Here is a 16494-nt window from a genome sequence, read left to right on the forward strand (position 1 = left end):
CCGCCCTGGGCACGCGGCCGGTCCCCCCGCCCCGGGGGGCGCACCGGCCGCGTCCGGTGGGTCAGTCCGTGCCCGCCTCCCGTACGCGCAGTGCGCGCGCCAGGTCGTCGAGCTGGTCGGCGAGCTTGCGGCGCAGGGCGGGGATCGGGTCGGCGTCGGCGAGGCACTCCTGGCCGAGGCGGAGGGTGTCGGCGTCGACGGCGTGGGCGGGGAAGGCCCAGCGGCCGGCGGCGTCGGCGATGGCGGGGCCGCGGCGGGCGGCGAGGGCGACGGCCTCGGTGTAGTAGCGCGGTACGTAGTCCCGCACGAGCTCGGCCTGTTCGGGCTGCCAGAAGCCCTGGGCGGTGGCGGTGAACAGGTAGTTGGAGAGGTCGTCGGAGGCGAACATGGCCTCCCAGGCGCGGGCCTTGGCCTCGGCGTCGGGCAGCGCGGCACGGCAGCGGGCGGCGCCCTCCTGGCCGGTGGCACTCGGGTCGGCCGCCAGCTCGGCGGCGATGGCGGCCTCGTCGGTGGCGCCGAGGACGGCGAGCCGGGTGAGGATGCGCCAGCGCAGCTCGGGGTCGAGTTCGGGGCCGCCGGGGACGGTGCCGTCGGCGAGCCAGGCGGCGATGGTGTCGGGGTGGGCGGCCGTGGCGATGCGGTGGCGCACGGCGATCAGGCGCAGGCCGGGGTGGTCGCCGTCCTCGGTGCGGCGGATGAGGTCGCGGCACAGCTCGGCGAGGGTGTGCAGGGCGGCGGGCCGCTGCTCGGCGGGGACGTAGCGGTCGGCGATCTGGCCGGCGGCGAAGGCGAGGACGCCGTCGACGAGGGCGAGGTCCGTCTCGTGCGGGAGGTGGGCGCGGGCGATGTCGAGGTAGGTGGCGGCGGGGAGTTCGCCGTCGCGGACGGCGTCCCTCAGGGCGTTCCAGACGACCGCCCGGGTGAGCGGGTCGGGCAGGCCGGACAGGCTCTCGCGCAGGGCCCGGAAGGAGTCGGCGTCGAAGCGGATCTTGGCGTAGGTGAGGTCGCCGTCGTTGAGGACGACGAGGGCGGGCTGTGCGCCCGCGGTGCCCAGGCCGATGTTCTGGCCGGCGAGGTCCGCCTCCAGGCGCCGGCGCGGGATGAGGCGGCCGGCGTCGTGGAGGTCGTGGTCGTAGACACCGATGGTGATGCGGTGCGGGCGGATGCCTCCGCCGGGCTGGAGGCTGCCGAGGTGTTTGAGGTCCTTGCGGCTCTTGGCGGGGTCGGGCCCGGTCCAGGTCCCCTGGCTGCCCCGGTGCGAGATGCCGAGGTGCCAGGTGCCGTTGTCGCCGCTGACGCTCGGGACGAGGGTGTCGACGCCGGTGGTGCGCAGCCAGGCGTCGGCCCAGGCGTGGACGTCGCGGTCGGTGGCGGCGGCCAGGGAGTCGATGAAGTCGGCGAGGGAGGCGTTGGCGAACTTGTGCCGCTCGAAGTGGGTGTTGATGCCGGCCAGGAAGTCCTTCTCGCCGAGCCAGGCGACGAGCTGGCGCAGGGCGGAGGCGCCCTTGGCGTAGGAGATGCCGTCGAAGTTGAGCAGCGCGGAGGCGGTGTCCCGGACGTTCTCGGGGGCGACGGGGTGGGTGGAGGGGCGCTGGTCGGCGTCGTAGCCCCAGGCTTTGCGGGTGACGCCGAAGTCGGTCCAGGTGTCGGTGAAGCGGGTGGCCTCGGCGGTGGTCTGGTAGCCCATGTACTCGGCGAAGGACTCGTTCAGCCAGATGTCGTCCCACCAGCGCAGGGTGACGAGGTCGCCGAACCACATGTGGGCCATCTCGTGGGCGATGACCATGGCGCGGGTCTGCCGCTGGGTCTCGGTGACGGCGGACCGGAAGACGAACTCGTCCCGGAAGGTGACCAGTCCGGGGTTCTCCATCGCGCCGGCGTTGAACTCGGGCACGAACGCCTGGTCGTAGGAGTCGAAGGGGTAGGGCTCGTCGAACTTCTCGTGGTAGCGGTCGAAGCAGGCCCGGGTGACCTCGAAGAGTTCCTCGGCGTCGGCGTCCAGGTGCGGGGCGAGCGAGCGGCGGCAGTGGATGCCGAAGGGCAGGCCGCGGTGCTCGGTGCGCACGGAGTGCCAGGGGCCGGCGGCGACGGCGACGAGGTAGGTGGAGATCAGCGGGGTGGTGGCGGCCTGCCAGCGGCCGTCGCCGGTGTGCTCGGTGATGCCGTTGGCGAGGACGTGCCAGCCCTCGGGGGCGGTCACGGTGAGGTCGAAGACGGCCTTGAGGTCGGGCTGGTCGAAGGCGGCGTAGACCCGCTGGACGTCGTCGAGGAAGAGCTGGGTGTAGACGTAGGTCTCGCCGTCGGCGGGGTCGGTGAAGCGGTGCATGCCCTCGCCGGTGCGGGAGTAGCGCATGGCGGCCTCGACGCGCAGCTCGTGCTCGCCGGGGGCGAGGTTCTTCAGCGCCAGCCGGTTCTCGTCCAGGGCGGCCGGGTCCAGGGGCCGTCCGTCCAGGGTGACGGCGCGCAGCTGTGCGGGCTTGACCTCGACGAACGTGTCCGTGCTGTCCGTGTCGCCCCGGACGGTGAACCGGATGTCGGTCCGGGAGTCGAAGGTCTCGTCCCCACGGGTCAGATCGAGGTCGATCGCGTAGTGGTGGACGTCGAGGAGCCGGGCACGGGTCTGCGCTTCGTCGCGCGTCAGTACGGACATGCACGACATGCTGCCTGATGCGGTGGGCAGGGCACAGAGGCGGTTCGGTACGCGCCGTATGTCCGGTCCGTCGCGGCGGCCGCGGCGCCCCCGCGGGCGTGCGCCCCCGCGGCCGGGGGCGCGGCCTGTCTCAGTCGGAGGCCGGCGCGCCGACGCCGTTGTCCTCCGCGATGCGTTCGTGGTGGTGGATCACCTCGGCGACGATGAAGTTCAGGAACTTCTCGGCGAACGCCGGGTCCAGCTTGGCGCTTTCGGCGAGGGTGCGCAGCCGGGCGATCTGCTGGGCCTCCCGGGCCGGGTCGGCGGGCGGCAGCCGGTGGCGGGCCTTGAGGTGGCCGACCTGCTGGGTGCACTTGAAGCGCTCGGCGAGCATGTGGACGACGGCCGCGTCGATGTTGTCGATGCTGTCCCGCAGCCGGGCCAGCTCCTCGCGGACGGCGGGTTCGACGGCACCGGTACCGGTGTTGCTGGTGGTCATGGGCGCACACCCTACGGGCGGGGGCCCCGCTCGCGCAGACCGTCTCAGGCGCTGAACGCCCTGCGGTCCTCGTACAGTGGGAGCAGGGTTCAGGAGGCAGGGTCCAGGCGTCTTGGGGGTCGGGCGTGGCGAACGGCGGACCGGTCGAGCACGGGTTCCCGCACCTGGAGACGGTGCGGGAGGCGGTCACGGCGCTGTACCGGCGGCTGTCGTACGACACCGTCCGGACGTTCTCGGCCAGCGTGGCCCCGGTGGACGTGGCGTTCTGCGACACGGACGACCTGTACCTGGGCACGCAGCGGGTGGCGCACGAGCTGGTGCGGCACTACCGGCTGCCCGACGCCCGCATGATCGTCTCCTTCCGCGAGATGACCCACGCGGCGAACGTGGAACTCACGGCGGGCCCGGAGTACTTCATCGAGTTGAACGACCGCTTCCGCACCCATCGCCGGGACATCGGCGCGGCGCTCGCGCACGAGGTGATGCACGTGTACCTGCACCGCCTCGACCTGTCCTTCCCCTCCACCCGGGCCAACGAGATCCTCACCGACACGGCGACGACGTACCTGGGCGCCGGCTGGCTGCTGCTCGACGCCTACCGCGAGGACGCGGCGTCCTCGCAGAAGCTGGGGTACCTGACGCCGGAGGAGTTCGGTTACGTGCTGGCCAAGCGGGCGCTGCTGTTCGGCGAGGACCCGTCGGTGTGGTTCACCAGCCCGCAGGCGTACACGGCATACGGCAGGGGCATGGCCCGGGCGCGCCGGGACGCGCAGCAGCCGCCGCTGACCGCGGCCGGCTGGGCGGGCCGCCGCCGCTACGCCCGGGACCGCCGGCACGCGCAGGACCCGCACGCCGCCGGGGCGGCCGCGGACGGCGATGCCTACTCCTTCTCCGCCCAGCCGCCCGGACAGCTCCGGGTGTCGTTCCCCTGCCCGACCTGCCACCAGCGGATCAGGGTGCCGGTGCGCGGGCGGGTGCGGGCGCGGTGCGGGCTGTGCCGGACGGTCCTGGAGTGCGACACGTGATGCGGCGCGCGGGGCGCGGCGGCGCTGCTTCAATGCCCCTATGACACAGGCCATCGAAGAACCCTGGGGCATCAGCGTGTTCGGCTCGGGCACGGTGCGGGCCGAGCCGTCGCTCGCCCGGGTGCGGCCCGCGGTGGACGTGCTGGAACCGTCGCCGGAGCTGGCCTTCCAGCGGGCCGGGGAGGCCGTGACCCGGCTGCGGGACGTACTGAGGCAGCACGGCGTGCCGGACGCCTCGGTCTCGGGCTCCCGGCTGGGCCTCAGCTCGGAGTACGGCCCGCACGACGGTGGCCGGACGCTGCTCGGGTACCGGTGCCAGGCCTCGTACACGGTGGAGACCGAGGCGCTGGACGGCCTCGAACTGCTGATCGCGGACGTGGTCGGGGCGGGCGCGCACCGGATCGACGGCGTGGAGTTCGACGTGCGGGACAGGCCGGCGCTGCTCGACGAGGCACGGCGGCGGGCGGTGGCGGCGGCCCGCCGCAAGGCCCAGGTGTACGCGGAGGCGGCGGACGCGCGGCTGGGGCCGGTCCTGCACATCCAGGACGTGGAGTCCGAGCCCGTCGCCGCGTTCCGAGTCGCCAGGAGCGGTGGCGCGCCCGGCGCGCTGGCTCCGGGCGCGGTGGAGGTGGCCGCCCGGGTCGTGCTGGGTTTCTCGCTGCGGCACTGACCGCGTGCTCAGGCGGGCCGCACGATCCCCTGGGCGCGTGCGGCCGCCAGCCACTGGGGGAACTCGCCCACGAGCCGGTCGTACAGCTCGGCGTCGGTCACCTTCCGCGGGTCGCGGCCCGCGTGGAAGAACCCGGCGTTGTCGATCACCCGCTTGCCGGGCACCGCGAGTTCGTCGAGTCTGCGCAGGTACTCGAACTGGCGGCTGTCGGGGTCGCCGAAGCCGACGAACTGCCAGAACAGCGGCAGCGGCGCCGCCTTGCACAGGTACCGCTCGGCGGCGAGCCGGTTGATCGGGCCGCCGTCGGTCTGGAAGACGACCAGGGCGGGGTGGCGGGAGCCGCTGTCCAGGTAGTGGTCGATGACGGCGTCCATGGCCAGGTGGTAGCTGGTCTTGCCCATGTGTCCGAGGCCGGCCACGATCCGCTCCACGCGCCCCTGGTGGTCGGCGAGCGCGATCTCGGTGACGGCGTCGACGTCGGTGGAGAAGAACACCACGGGCACGGTGCCGTCGTCGTCGAGGTGGGCCGACAGGCTCAGCACCCGGTCGGCGAGCGCCTGCACGCTGCCGTCCTTGTAGTACGGCTTCATGGAGCCGGAGTAGTCGACGACGAGGTAGACCGCCGCCCGGGTGTCCGCCATGCCGTGCTTGGTGAGCGACACTCCGGCGGTCTTGTACAGATCGACCAGCGCGGGCGCCGTCTCCCGCATCTTGGTGAGACTGATCGCGGCCATGCGGACTCCCCCGTTACTCCTGCCCTGCGGCATCCGGGTGCCGAGGTTACGGCAGGGCCGCACCCCGCCGCTCGGACGGTCCCCCGGCGTTCGCTATTTTGTTCGCCGCCGTCCCCACCGGCTCACCGTCCGTCCGTCCCGAGGAGCCGGCCGTGGATTCCGAGTCCACCGTCACCAGGTGCTACCGCCATCCGGCGGTGGAGTGCCACGTGCGCTGCACCCGCTGCGAGCGGTACGTCTGCCCGGACTGCGTGCGTGCGGCGCCCGTCGGCCACCAGTGCCCCGCGTGTGTGAAGGAGGGGGCGCGGTCGGCCCGGCGGGCCCGGACCCTCGCCGGTGGCCGGATGTCGACGACGCCGGTGGTGACGTACGTGCTGTTCGCGCTCACCGTGCTGGCGTATCTGGCGGAGGTGGTGCGGCCGGAGCTCGTGGACCGCTTCGCCATGGTGGGCGCGCGGCTGGTGGGTGCGGACGGCACCCACTACGCGGGCGAGGGAACGTTCCTCGTCCTCGGGCCCGTCCGCACGGAGGGTGTCGCCGGGGGCGAGTGGGAGCGGATGCTCACCAGCGCCTTCCTCCACCAGTCGCCCTTCGAGGGCATCTTCGGGATCCTGCACGTCACGCTGAACATGGTCGCGCTGTGGCAGTTGGGGCGGGTGGTGGAGCTGATGCTCGGCCGGGTCCGCTTCGCCGTCCTGTACCTGCTGTCGGCGCTCGGCGGTTCCGTCCTGGAGCTGGTCCTCGGCGACCCCGGGCGGGTCTTTGTCGGCGCGTCCGGTGCGGTCTTCGGCGTGGGGGCCGCGTACTACGTGCTGCACCGCCGACTGGGCGCCGATCCGGCCCGGGTCAACCGTTTCCTGGTCCCGCTGCTGCTGTGGCTGGTGGTCTCCGCCTGGTTCACCTCGTGGCAGGGGCACCTCGGCGGCCTGCTGGTGGGCGGCGCGCTGGCCCTGGGGTACGCGTACGCGCCCCGGGACGGCCGCCGGGTGGCGGTGCAGGCCGGTACGGGTGCCGCGCTGGTGGTGCTGCTGGCGGTGACGGCGGCGGTCAGGGTGTCCGAGCTGACGGGCGGGAGCATCCCGCTGTGAGAGGTTTCCCCGCTATGAGAGGTGTTCCCCTGTGAAACGTGCCGGAGTGCTGCTCCTCGGGGCCCTCCCCGTGATCGCCGCGGGCGTGTACTTCGTCGTGCCGGGGGACTCGGCCGACTCGTCGGACGGCTCGGCCGCGTCCGCGTCGTCCTCGGCGTCCGCCCGCTCGACCCGCGACGACGCCAAGGACCGGGCCGAGGAGGAGCGGGAGGCGGACGACGCGCTGATCGCCGACCTGCCGCCGGGTCTGGCCGCACCGGCGAAGAAGGAGCTGGCCCAGCAGCTCGTCTCCAGCGCCGAGAACTCGACCACGCGGTGGCGCACCGCCTACGGCAGCATCGAGGACGTCGGGGACGGCGACGGGTACACCGCGGGCATCATCGGCTTCTGCACCGGCACCCACGACCTGCTCACCCTGGTCGAGCGCTACACCGAGGCCCATCCGGACAACGGCCTGGCGGCGTACCTGCCCGCCCTGCGCGAGGTGGACGGCAGCGACTCCCACGAGGGCCTGGACCCGGGCTTCACGGCCGCCTGGAAGGCGGAGGCGGAGGTCCCGGCGTTCCGCGAGGCGCAGGAGGAGGAGCGCGACCGGGTCTACTTCGACCCGGCGGTGCGCCTGGCCAAGCTGGACGGCCTGGGCACGCTCGGCCAGTTCGTCTACTACGACGCGATGGTCTTCCACGGGCCCGACACGGACGCCGAGGGCTTCTACGGGCTGCGCGAGCGGGCCATGGGCGAGGCCAAGACGCCGGGGGAGGGCGGCTCCGAGAAGGACTACCTGGACACCTTCCTGGACGTCCGCAGGCAGGCCATGGAGGCCAAGCGCCCGGGCATCGACACCTCCCGCCTGGACACGGCGCAGCGCCGGTTCCTCGCGGCCGGGAACATGGAACTGGCGACGCCGCTGGCGTGGGAGATGTACGGGGACACCTACCGGGTGCCCTGAGCGTGCGACAGCGCCTGCCCTTGGTCCGGTCGGGGACGGGGCAGGCGCCATCAGTGTTCCGCACGCCTTTGTGCGGGACGTTCTTCGGTTGTTCCGTCCGTCGGGACGGTTGTTCCGTCCGTCAGACCGCGAGGGCGCGGTCGGTCGGGCGGATCGGGGCCGGCAGGTCGCTGGCCCCGGTCAGGAAGCGGTCGGCGCCGCGCGCCGCCGAGCGCCCCTCGGCGATCGCCCAGACGATGAGCGACTGGCCGCGGCCGGCGTCACCGGCGACGAACACACCCGGCACATTGGTCTGGAAGTCGGCGTCCCGGGCGATGTTACCGCGTTCGTCGAGCTCCAGGCCGAACTGGTCGACGAGGCCGTTGTCCTTGTCGGTGCCGGTGAAGCCCATGGCGAGGGTGACCAGCTGGGCCGGGATCTTGCGCTCGGTGCCCGGCTTCGGGGTCAGCCTGCCCTCGACGAACTCGACCTCGCTCATGTGCAGCCACTGGACGTTGCCGTCCTCGTCGCCCTCGAAGTGGGTGGTGGAGACGGCGTAGACCCGCTCGCCGCCCTCCTCGTGGGCGCTGGTGACCTTGTAGAGCATGGGGAAGGTCGGCCACGGCTGGCGCACCGCGTCCCGCTCCTCGCCCGGCCGGGGCATGATCTCCAGCTGGGTGACGGAGGCCGCGCCCTGGCGGTGGGCGGTGCCCACGCAGTCGGCGCCGGTGTCGCCGCCGCCGATGACGACGACGTGCTTGCCCTCGGCGGTGATCGGGGGCGCCACGTAGTCGCCCTCCTGGACCTTGTTGGCCAGCGGCAGGTACTCCATCGCCTGGTGGATGCCGTTCAGCTCGCGGCCGGGGACCGGCAGGTCGCGGGCGGTGGTGGAGCCGGCGGCGATGACGACGGCGTCGTAGCGCTTCTTCAGGTCGGTCGCCTTGAGGTCGCGGCCGATCTCGACGCCGGTGCGGAAGCGGGTGCCCTCCGCGCGCATCTGCTCTATGCGGCGGTTGATGTGCCGCTTCTCCATCTTGAACTCGGGGATGCCGTAGCGGAGGAGCCCTCCGATGCGGTCCGCGCGCTCGTAGACGGCGACGGTGTGGCCGGCCCGGGTGAGCTGCTGGGCGGCGGCCAGGCCCGCCGGGCCCGAGCCGATGACGGCGACGGTCTTGCCGGACAGGCGCTCGGGGACCTGCGGGGCGACGTCCCCGGTCTCCCACGCCTTGTCGATGATGGAGACCTCGACGTTCTTGATGGTGACCGGCGGCTGGTTGATGCCGAGCACGCACGCCGACTCGCACGGGGCCGGACACAGACGGCCGGTGAACTCCGGGAAGTTGTTGGTGGCGTGCAGGCGCTCGGACGCCGCCGACCAGTTCTCGCGGTAGGCGTAGTCGTTCCACTCCGGGATCAGGTTCCCGAGCGGGCAGCCGTTGTGGCAGAATGGGATGCCGCAGTCCATGCAGCGGCTGGCCTGCTTGCTGATGATCGGCAGCAGGGAGCCGGGGACGTAGACCTCGTTCCAGTCCTTGACGCGCTCCTCGACGGGGCGGGTCCTGGCGACCTCGCGTCCGTGGTTCAGAAAGCCCTTGGGATCAGCCATTGGTCGCCGCCTCCATCATCTTCTCGGTGGTCTCGGTCTCGGAGAGACCGGCTCGCTCGGCGGCGTCCTTGGCGGCGAGCACTGCCTGGTACGTGCTGGGGATGATCTTGCTGAAGCGCTCCACGGCGACGGGCCAGTCGGCGAGCAGCTTCTGGGCGACGGTGGACCCGGTCTCCTCGGCGTGGCGGCGCACCACGTCGTGCAGCCAGTCCTTGTCGGCGTCGTCCAGGGCCCGGATCGCGTCGACGTTGCCGACGTTGACGTTGTCGCGGTCGAGGTCGACGACGTAGGCGATGCCGCCGGACATGCCGGCCGCGAAGTTGCGCCCGGTCTCGCCGAGGACGACCGCGTGGCCGCCGGTCATGTACTCGCAGCCGTGGTCGCCGACGCCCTCGGAGACGACCAGTGCGCCGGAGTTGCGGACGCAGAAGCGCTCGCCGACCTTGCCCCGCAGGAACATCTCGCCGCCGGTGGCGCCGTAGCCGATGGTGTTGCCGGCGATGGTGGAGTACTCGGCGAGGTGGTCGGCGCCCCGGTCGGGGCGGACCACGATCCGGCCGCCGGACAGGCCCTTGCCGACGTAGTCGTTGGCGTCGCCCTCCAGGCGCAGGGTGACGCCGCGCGGGACGAAGGCGCCGAAGGACTGGCCGGCGGAGCCGGTGAAGGTGATGTCGACGGTGTCGTCGGGCAGTCCGGCGCCGCCGAACTTCTTGGTGACCTCGTGGCCGAGCATGGTGCCGACCGTGCGGTTGATGTTGCGGATCGCGACCTGGGCGCGCACCGGGGCGGCCTGGGTGGCGTCGGGGGCGGCCAGCGCGTCGGCGGCGAGCTTGATCAGCTGGTTGTCCAGCGCCTTCTCCAGGCCGTGGTCCTGGCCGACGGCCTGGTGGCGCACCGCGCCCTCGGCCAGCGCGGGCACGTGGAACAGCGGCTCCAGGTTCAGGCCCTGCGCCTTCCAGTGGTCGACCGCGCGGGTCACGTCGAGGGTCTCGGCGTGGCCGACGGCCTCCTCGATGGTGCGGAAGCCCAGCTCGGCGAGGATCTCGCGGACCTCTTCGGCGATGAACCTGAAGAAGTTCACGATGTACTCGGCCTTGCCGGAGAACCGCTCGCGCAGCACCGGGTTCTGGGTGGCGATGCCGACGGGGCAGGTGTCCAGGTGGCAGACGCGCATCATGACGCAGCCGGAGACGACGAGCGGCGCGGTCGCGAAACCGAACTCCTCGGCGCCCAGCAGCGCGGCGATGACGACGTCGCGGCCGGTCTTGAGCTGGCCGTCGGTCTGGACGACGATCCGGTCGCGCAGGCCGTTGAGCAGCAGGGTCTGCTGGGTCTCGGCGAGGCCCAGCTCCCAGGGGCCGCCCGCGTGCTTGAGCGAGGTGAGCGGGGAGGCGCCGGTGCCGCCGTCGTGGCCGGAGATCAGCACCACGTCGGCGTGCGCCTTGGACACGCCCGCCGCGACCGTGCCGACGCCGACCTCGGAGACCAGCTTCACGTGGATCCGCGCCTGCGGGTTCGCGTTCTTCAGGTCGTGGATCAGCTGGGCCAGGTCCTCGATGGAGTAGATGTCGTGGTGCGGCGGCGGGGAGATCAGGCCCACGCCCGGCGTCGAGTGCCGGGTCTTCGCCACCCACGGGTACACCTTGTGGCCGGGCAGCTGGCCGCCCTCGCCGGGCTTGGCGCCCTGGGCCATCTTGATCTGGATGTCGTCGGCGTTGACCAGGTACTCGGAGGTGACGCCGAAGCGGCCGGAGGCGACCTGCTTGATGCTGGACCGGCGCGCCGGGTCGTACAGGCGCTCCGGGTCCTCGCCGCCCTCACCGGTGTTGGACTTGCCGCCCAGCTGGTTCATGGCGATGGCGAGGGTCTCGTGCGCCTCCTGGGAGATGGAGCCGTACGACATGGCGCCGGTGGAGAAGCGCTTGACGATCTCGGAGACGGGCTCGACCTCGTCGACGGGGATCGGCTGCCGGTCCGACTTGAAGCCGAACAGGCCGCGCAGCGTCATCAGCCGCTCGGACTGCTCGTTCACCCGCTCGGTGTACTTCTTGAAGATCTCGTACGTGCCGGAGCGCGTGGAGTGCTGGAGGCGGAAGACCGTCTCCGGGTCGAACAGGTGCGGCTCGCCCTCGCGGCGCCACTGGTACTCGCCGCCGATCTCCAGGGCGCGGTGGGCCGGCGCGATGCCGCTGGCCGGGTACGCCTTGGCGTGGCGGGCGGCGACCTCCTTGGCGACGACGTCGATGCCGACACCGCCGATCTTGGTGGCCGTGCCGTTGAAGTACTTGGCGACGAAGGCCTCGTCCAGGCCGACGGCCTCGAAGACCTGGGCGCCGCGGTAGGAGGCGACGGTGGAGATGCCCATCTTCGACATGACCTTGAGGACGCCCTTGCCGAGGGCGTAGATCAGGTTGCGGATGGCCTGCTCGGTCTCGATGCCGGGCAGGAAGGTGCCCGCGCGGACCAGGTCCTCGACGGACTCCATCGCGAGGTACGGGTTGACCGCGGCGGCGCCGAAGCCGATGAGCAGGGCGACGTGGTGGACCTCGCGGACGTCGCCGGCCTCGACCAGCAGGCCCACCTGGGTGCGCTGCTTGGTGCGGATGAGGTGGTGGTGGACGGCCGCGGTGAGCAGCAGCGAGGGGATCGGGGCGTGCTCGGCGTCCGAGTGGCGGTCGGACAGGACGATGAGCCGGGCGCCGTTGTCGATGGCGGCGTCGGCCTCGGCGCAGATCTCCTCGATGCGCGCGGCCAGCGCGTCGCCGCCGCCGTGCACCCGGTAGAGGCCGGAGAGGGTCGCGGCCTTGAAGCCGGGCATGTCGCCGTCGGCGTTGATGTGGATGAGCTTGGCCAGCTCGTCGTTGTCGATCACCGGGAAGGGCAGCAGGACGCTGCGGCACGAGGCGGCCGTCGGGTCCAGCAGGTTGCCCTGGGGGCCGAGCGAGGAGCGCAGCGAGGTGACCAGTTCCTCGCGGATGGCGTCCAGCGGGGGGTTGGTGACCTGGGCGAAGAGCTGGGTGAAGTAGTCGAAGAGCAGGCGGGGGCGCTCGGAGAGCGCGGCGATGGGCGAGTCGGTGCCCATGGAGCCGATCGGCTCGGCGCCGGCCTTGGCCATCGGCGCGAGGATGACGCGCAGCTCCTCCTCGGTGTACCCGAAGGTCTGCTGGCGGCGGGTGACCGAGGCGTGGGTGTGCACGATGTGCTCGCGCTCGGGCAGGTCGGACAGCTCGATCTCGCCGGCTTCCATCCACTCGTTGTAGGGCTGCTCGGCGGCGAGCTGGGCCTTGATCTCGTCGTCCTCGATGATGCGGTGCTCGGCGGTGTCCACGAGGAACATGCGGCCGGGCTGGAGGCGGCCCTTGCGGACGACCTTGGCGGGGTCGATGTCGAGGACGCCGACCTCGGAGCCGAGGACGACGAGGCCGTCGTCGGTGACCCAGTAGCGGCCGGGGCGCAGACCGTTGCGGTCGAGCACGGCGCCGACCTGGGTGCCGTCGGTGAAGGTGACGCAGGCGGGGCCGTCCCAGGGCTCCATCATCGTGGAGTGGAACTGGTAGAAGGCGCGCCGGTCCGGCTGCATGGAGTCGTGGTTCTCCCACGCCTCCGGGATCATCATCAGCACGGAGTGCGGCAGCGAGCGCCCGCCCAGGTGGAGCAGTTCCAGGACCTCGTCGAAGGAGGCGGAGTCCGAGGCGTCCGGCGTGCAGATCGGGAAGATCCGCTCCAGGTCCGCGGAGGAGCCGAACAGGTCCGAGGCCAGCTGGGACTCGCGGGCGCGCATCCAGTTGCGGTTGCCCTTGACCGTGTTGATCTCGCCGTTGTGCGCGACGAAGCGGTACGGGTGGGCGAGCGGCCAGCTCGGGAAGGTGTTGGTGGAGAACCGGGAGTGCACCAGCGCGATCGCGGAGGCGAAGCGGCGGTCGGAGAGGTCCGGGAAGAACGGCTCCAGCTGGCCGGTGGTCAGCATGCCCTTGTAGACGATGGTCCGCGCGGACAGCGACGGGAAGTAGACGCCGGCCTCGCGCTCGGCGCGCTTGCGCAGCGCGAAGGCGTGCCGGTCCAGGGCGATGCCCTGCGAGGCGCCGTCGCTCACGAAGACCTGGCGGAAGACCGGCATGGTGGAGCGCGCGGTGGCACCGAGCATCTGCGGGGCGACCGGGACCTCGCGCCAGCCGAGGACGGTGAGGCCCTCCTCGTGGGCGATCGTCTCGATGCGCGAGACGGCGTCCTCGGTGCCGTCGACCGGCAGGAAGGCGATGCCGACGGCGTAGGCGCCGGCCTCGGGCAGCTGGAATCCGGCCACGTCGCGGAAGAACGCGTCGGGCACCTGGGAGAGGATGCCCGCGCCGTCGCCCGAGTCGGGCTCGGAGCCGGTCGCGCCGCGGTGTTCCAGGTTGCGCAGCACGGTGAGCGCCTGGTCGACCAGGGTGTGGGAGGCCTCGCCGGTGAGGGTGGCGACGAAACCGACGCCACAGGCGTCGTGTTCGTTGCGGGGGTCGTACATACCCTGGGCAGCAGGGCGAGCATCCATGAAGGACCAGTTCTGGCCACTCACGGAGTGCTGGGACGGCTGGCGCGGCGTACGCATCGGCTCTCCCGTCGTCGTCATCTGGCATGTGCAGGTGCCGAGGGACGACGTTGGCCCTCTGCGGTGGGTGCAAAATTTGGTGCAGGTTACATGATGGATTGGTTCTCGGTAAACGGGACAATCCGTTCCAGCATGCGGACACCGATGGGGTGCGGTGGGGGTTCCGTCCCTGCGGTGGAAGCTATGGAGACCGAGGCGGACAGATCGATGTCCGTCGGTCCGAGGAGGCGGAGGGGGCGTCGTCGCCCACTCCGCGCATGCACGGCAGGCTTCATTGCCCACAGCGCTTACGGCTCATGCCCGGAGATTACGTCCTCGAAACCAGCGAGTAACGGCTACTTATGCGGCCCGCCGCATAAGTACGAGCCGGACTATCCTACGGCCGTCCCGAACAGGCTGCCCAGGAGATACGTCACACCGGCCGCCGCGCCACCGAGGGCCAGCTGCCGCAGGCCGCTGTACCACCAGCTGCGGGCCGTGACCCTGGCGACCACCGCGCCGCACAGGAATAGCCCGGCCAGCGCGAGCAGCACGGCGGGCCACAGCGCGTCGGCGCCGAGCAGGAACGGCAGGACGGGAAGCAGGGCGCCCAGCGCGAAGGAACCGAACGAGGACACGGCCGCGACCGTCGGCGAGGGCAGGTCGGAGGGGTCGATGCCCAGCTCCTCGCGGGCGTGTATCTCCAGCGCCTGCTCGGGGTCGCTGGACAGCTGGCGGGCCACCTCGCGCGCCAGCTCGGGCTCGACGCCGCGCGCCTCGTAGAGCGCGGCCAGCTCGGCCTCCTCGTCCGCCGGGTGCTTGCGCAGCTCACGGCGCTCGACTTCCAGCTCGGCCTCGACCAGCTCGCGCTGGGAGGCGACGGAGGTGTACTCGCCGGCGGCCATGGAGAAGGCGCCGGCGGCCAGGCCGGCGAGTCCGCTGATCACCACGGTCTGCTGGCTCGCCGTACCGCCGGCGACACCGGTCATCAGGGCGAGGTTGGAGACCAGTCCGTCCATCGCGCCGAAGACGGCGGGGCGCAGCCAGCCGCCGTTCACATCGCGGTGCGTGTGGTTGTCGCGGTGCGCCTCGTGCAGCGCCGCCTCGGTTTCGATGATGGCCATAAGGGCTCCCCCGGGAGGCTAGTTTGGACTCATTCCATTTTTCTAACAACACCCAATCTACGCCGATCATTTCCGCCCCGCCAGCAAGGAAAGGCTGGGCTTACCTGCGGTTTTACCTCTCCGTACTCATTCGTGATCTTGCCCGCTCATATGTCGACCGGGTGACGCTGCGCCCGGTTCGGCTGCGCCGCGCACCGCACCGGGGACAGATGCGGGGAGGGAGAGGAGAGGCCGCATGGCATCCACCGCCTGCATTCCCCCGGTCCCCGCGCCGGGAGACGCCGTCGGGCTCCGCGACCGGGCCCGGGGCGCACTGCTCGGACTGGCCGTCGGGGACGCCCTCGGGGCGCCGGCCGAGAACATGAAGCCCTCGGAGATCCGCGCCCGGTGGGGCCGCATCACGGGGTACGTGGCCGACCGGCCCGCCGGTACCGACGACACGGAGTACGCGATCTTCTCGGGCCTGCTGCTCGCCCGCCACGGCGCCGCGCTCACCCCGGCCCATGTGGAGGCGGCCTGGCACGAGTGGATCGCGGACCGGGAGGAGGGCCCGTTCCGGGGCGCGGGCTTCAGCGAACGCGGCACCCTGGAGAACCTGCGCCGAGGACTCGCCGCACCGATCTCCGCCCAGCACCGGCACGCCTGGAGCGACGGACTGGCCATGCGGGCCGCGCCGCACGGCGTGTTCGCCGCCGGGCGCCCGGCCGAGGCGGCCCGGCTGGCGGCGATCGACGGCTCGGTCAGCCACGAGGGCGAGGGCATCTACGGCGGCCAGGCGGTGGCGGCGGGCGTCGCGGCGGCGATGGCCGGGGCGTCGACCGTCGCGGTCGTGGCCTCCGCGCTGGCCGTCGTGCCGGACGACTCCTGGACGGCGCGCTCTCTGCGCCGCGCGCTGACGGCGGCCCACCGGGGCGAACGGGCGGTGCGCTCGGCGGTGGTCATCGGCGGCTACCCGTGGACCGACCTGGCCCCCGAGGCCGTCGCCCTGGCCTTCGGCGCGTACGCGGCGGCCGACGGCGACTTCACGGACTCCGTGCTGACGGCCGTCAACATGGGCCGCGACGCCGACACCACGGCCGCGGTGGCCGGCGCCCTGGCCGGCGCGACCCGGGGCGTCCAGTCCATCCCCGCGGACTGGGCCGCCGCCATCGGCCCGGCCCGCGGCACCTGCCTGCCGACGATGGCCGGCCACCACGTACTGGAGGTGGCGGACCTGCTGACCCGCGCCGCACGTGCGGTCCCGGCGGGCCGGGGAGCACCCACGGGCCCGGAGCACGCGCCGGGCGACCCCGAGCGGGCGCCGGGGGCCACGGAGCCGGTACCGGAGTGCGCGGACGGACCGCCCGAGGGCTCGGAGCGGATGACGTCGGGCACCGAACACGCCCGGCCGCGCACGGAGACCGGGCCGACGCGCACACCACGAGCGCCCTCGGACCCGCGCGGCCTACCACCGGGCATCGCACACACCCCCCGGAACCCAGAACGGACGCCCCCGACCACACGGCGCGTACCGCCGGACACGGAACCCGCGCCCCCGGACGCGCTACCGGCGCCCTCGAACCCGCGGCACCTGCCACCAGAGGTCGCACAAACCCCCCGGAGCCCGGAGACGGTACCGCCGTGC

General features: G+C 72.4%; 10 protein-coding genes and 1 pseudogene. 5 read left to right on the forward strand and 6 right to left on the reverse strand.

Annotated elements, in window-relative coordinates:
* Positions 1–61: 61 nt before the first annotated feature.
* Positions 62–2659, reverse strand: coding sequence for an aminopeptidase N (gene pepN, locus IE94_RS0119460; RefSeq protein WP_030185964.1), 2598 nt, complete (start codon positions 2657–2659; stop codon positions 62–64).
* A 121-nt stretch (positions 2660–2780) separates the two neighbouring features.
* Positions 2781–3128, reverse strand: coding sequence for a chorismate mutase (locus IE94_RS0119465; RefSeq protein WP_030185967.1), 348 nt, complete (start codon positions 3126–3128; stop codon positions 2781–2783).
* 125 nt (positions 3129–3253) lie between these two features.
* On the opposite strand from IE94_RS0119465, the gene IE94_RS0119470 reads away from it, so the two are divergent.
* A complete protein-coding gene (locus IE94_RS0119470) occupies positions 3254–4153 on the forward strand; it encodes a hypothetical protein (RefSeq protein ID WP_030185970.1) in 900 nt (299 codons plus the stop codon).
* Positions 4154–4193: 40 nt separating this feature from the next.
* A complete protein-coding gene (locus tag IE94_RS0119475) occupies positions 4194–4823 on the forward strand; it encodes an SIMPL domain-containing protein (RefSeq protein ID WP_030185973.1) in 630 nt (209 codons plus the stop codon).
* A gap of 8 nt (positions 4824–4831) precedes the next feature.
* Here the strand turns inward: IE94_RS0119475 and IE94_RS0119480 are convergent, their stop codons facing one another.
* The gene (locus IE94_RS0119480) at positions 4832–5557 is read right to left on the reverse strand and encodes a vWA domain-containing protein (protein WP_030185974.1); all 726 of its coding nucleotides are present in this window, start codon (positions 5555–5557) and stop codon (positions 4832–4834) included.
* Between the two features lie 152 nt (positions 5558–5709).
* Here IE94_RS0119480 and IE94_RS0119485 point away from each other — a divergent pair, with 152 nt between their 5' ends.
* Positions 5710–6645 (forward strand): rhomboid family intramembrane serine protease, encoded by a 936-nt coding sequence (locus IE94_RS0119485; protein ID WP_030185977.1) that lies wholly within the window; start codon positions 5710–5712, stop codon positions 6643–6645.
* A 31-nt stretch (positions 6646–6676) separates the two neighbouring features.
* The gene (locus IE94_RS0119490) at positions 6677–7594 is read left to right on the forward strand and encodes a chitosanase (RefSeq protein WP_030185979.1); all 918 of its coding nucleotides are present in this window, start codon (positions 6677–6679) and stop codon (positions 7592–7594) included.
* 121 nt (positions 7595–7715) lie between these two features.
* Here IE94_RS0119490 and IE94_RS0119495 read toward each other — a convergent pair whose 3' ends face one another.
* The 3 genes from IE94_RS0119495 to IE94_RS0119505 all read right to left on the reverse strand — a co-directional run bounded on the left by IE94_RS0119495 (position 7716) and on the right by IE94_RS0119505 (position 14870).
* Positions 7716–9179 carry a glutamate synthase subunit beta gene (locus tag IE94_RS0119495; RefSeq protein ID WP_030185981.1) on the reverse strand — a complete coding sequence of 488 codons (1464 nt, stop codon included), beginning with the start codon at positions 9177–9179 and terminating at the stop codon, positions 7716–7718.
* Positions 9172–13710 carry a glutamate synthase large subunit gene (gene gltB / locus IE94_RS0119500; RefSeq protein WP_030185983.1) on the reverse strand — a complete coding sequence of 1513 codons (4539 nt, stop codon included), beginning with the start codon at positions 13708–13710 and terminating at the stop codon, positions 9172–9174. The genes IE94_RS0119495 and gltB overlap by 8 nt, the downstream gene beginning before the upstream one ends.
* Positions 13711–14138: 428 nt before the next feature.
* Positions 14139–14870, reverse strand: a complete 732-nt coding sequence (locus IE94_RS0119505) for a VIT1/CCC1 transporter family protein (protein ID WP_030185985.1) — start codon at positions 14868–14870, stop codon at positions 14139–14141.
* A 235-nt stretch (positions 14871–15105) separates the two neighbouring features.
* On the opposite strand from IE94_RS0119505, the pseudogene IE94_RS41885 reads away from it, so the two are divergent.
* Positions 15106–16092, forward strand: a pseudogene (locus IE94_RS41885) (ADP-ribosylglycohydrolase family protein); the annotation flags it as partial.
* Between the last annotated feature and the right edge of the window lie 402 nt (positions 16093–16494).

Origin of the sequence: Streptomyces violaceorubidus (assembly GCF_000717995.1) — a bacterium.
Taxonomy (GTDB): Bacteria; Actinomycetota; Actinomycetes; order Streptomycetales; family Streptomycetaceae; genus Streptomyces; species Streptomyces violaceorubidus.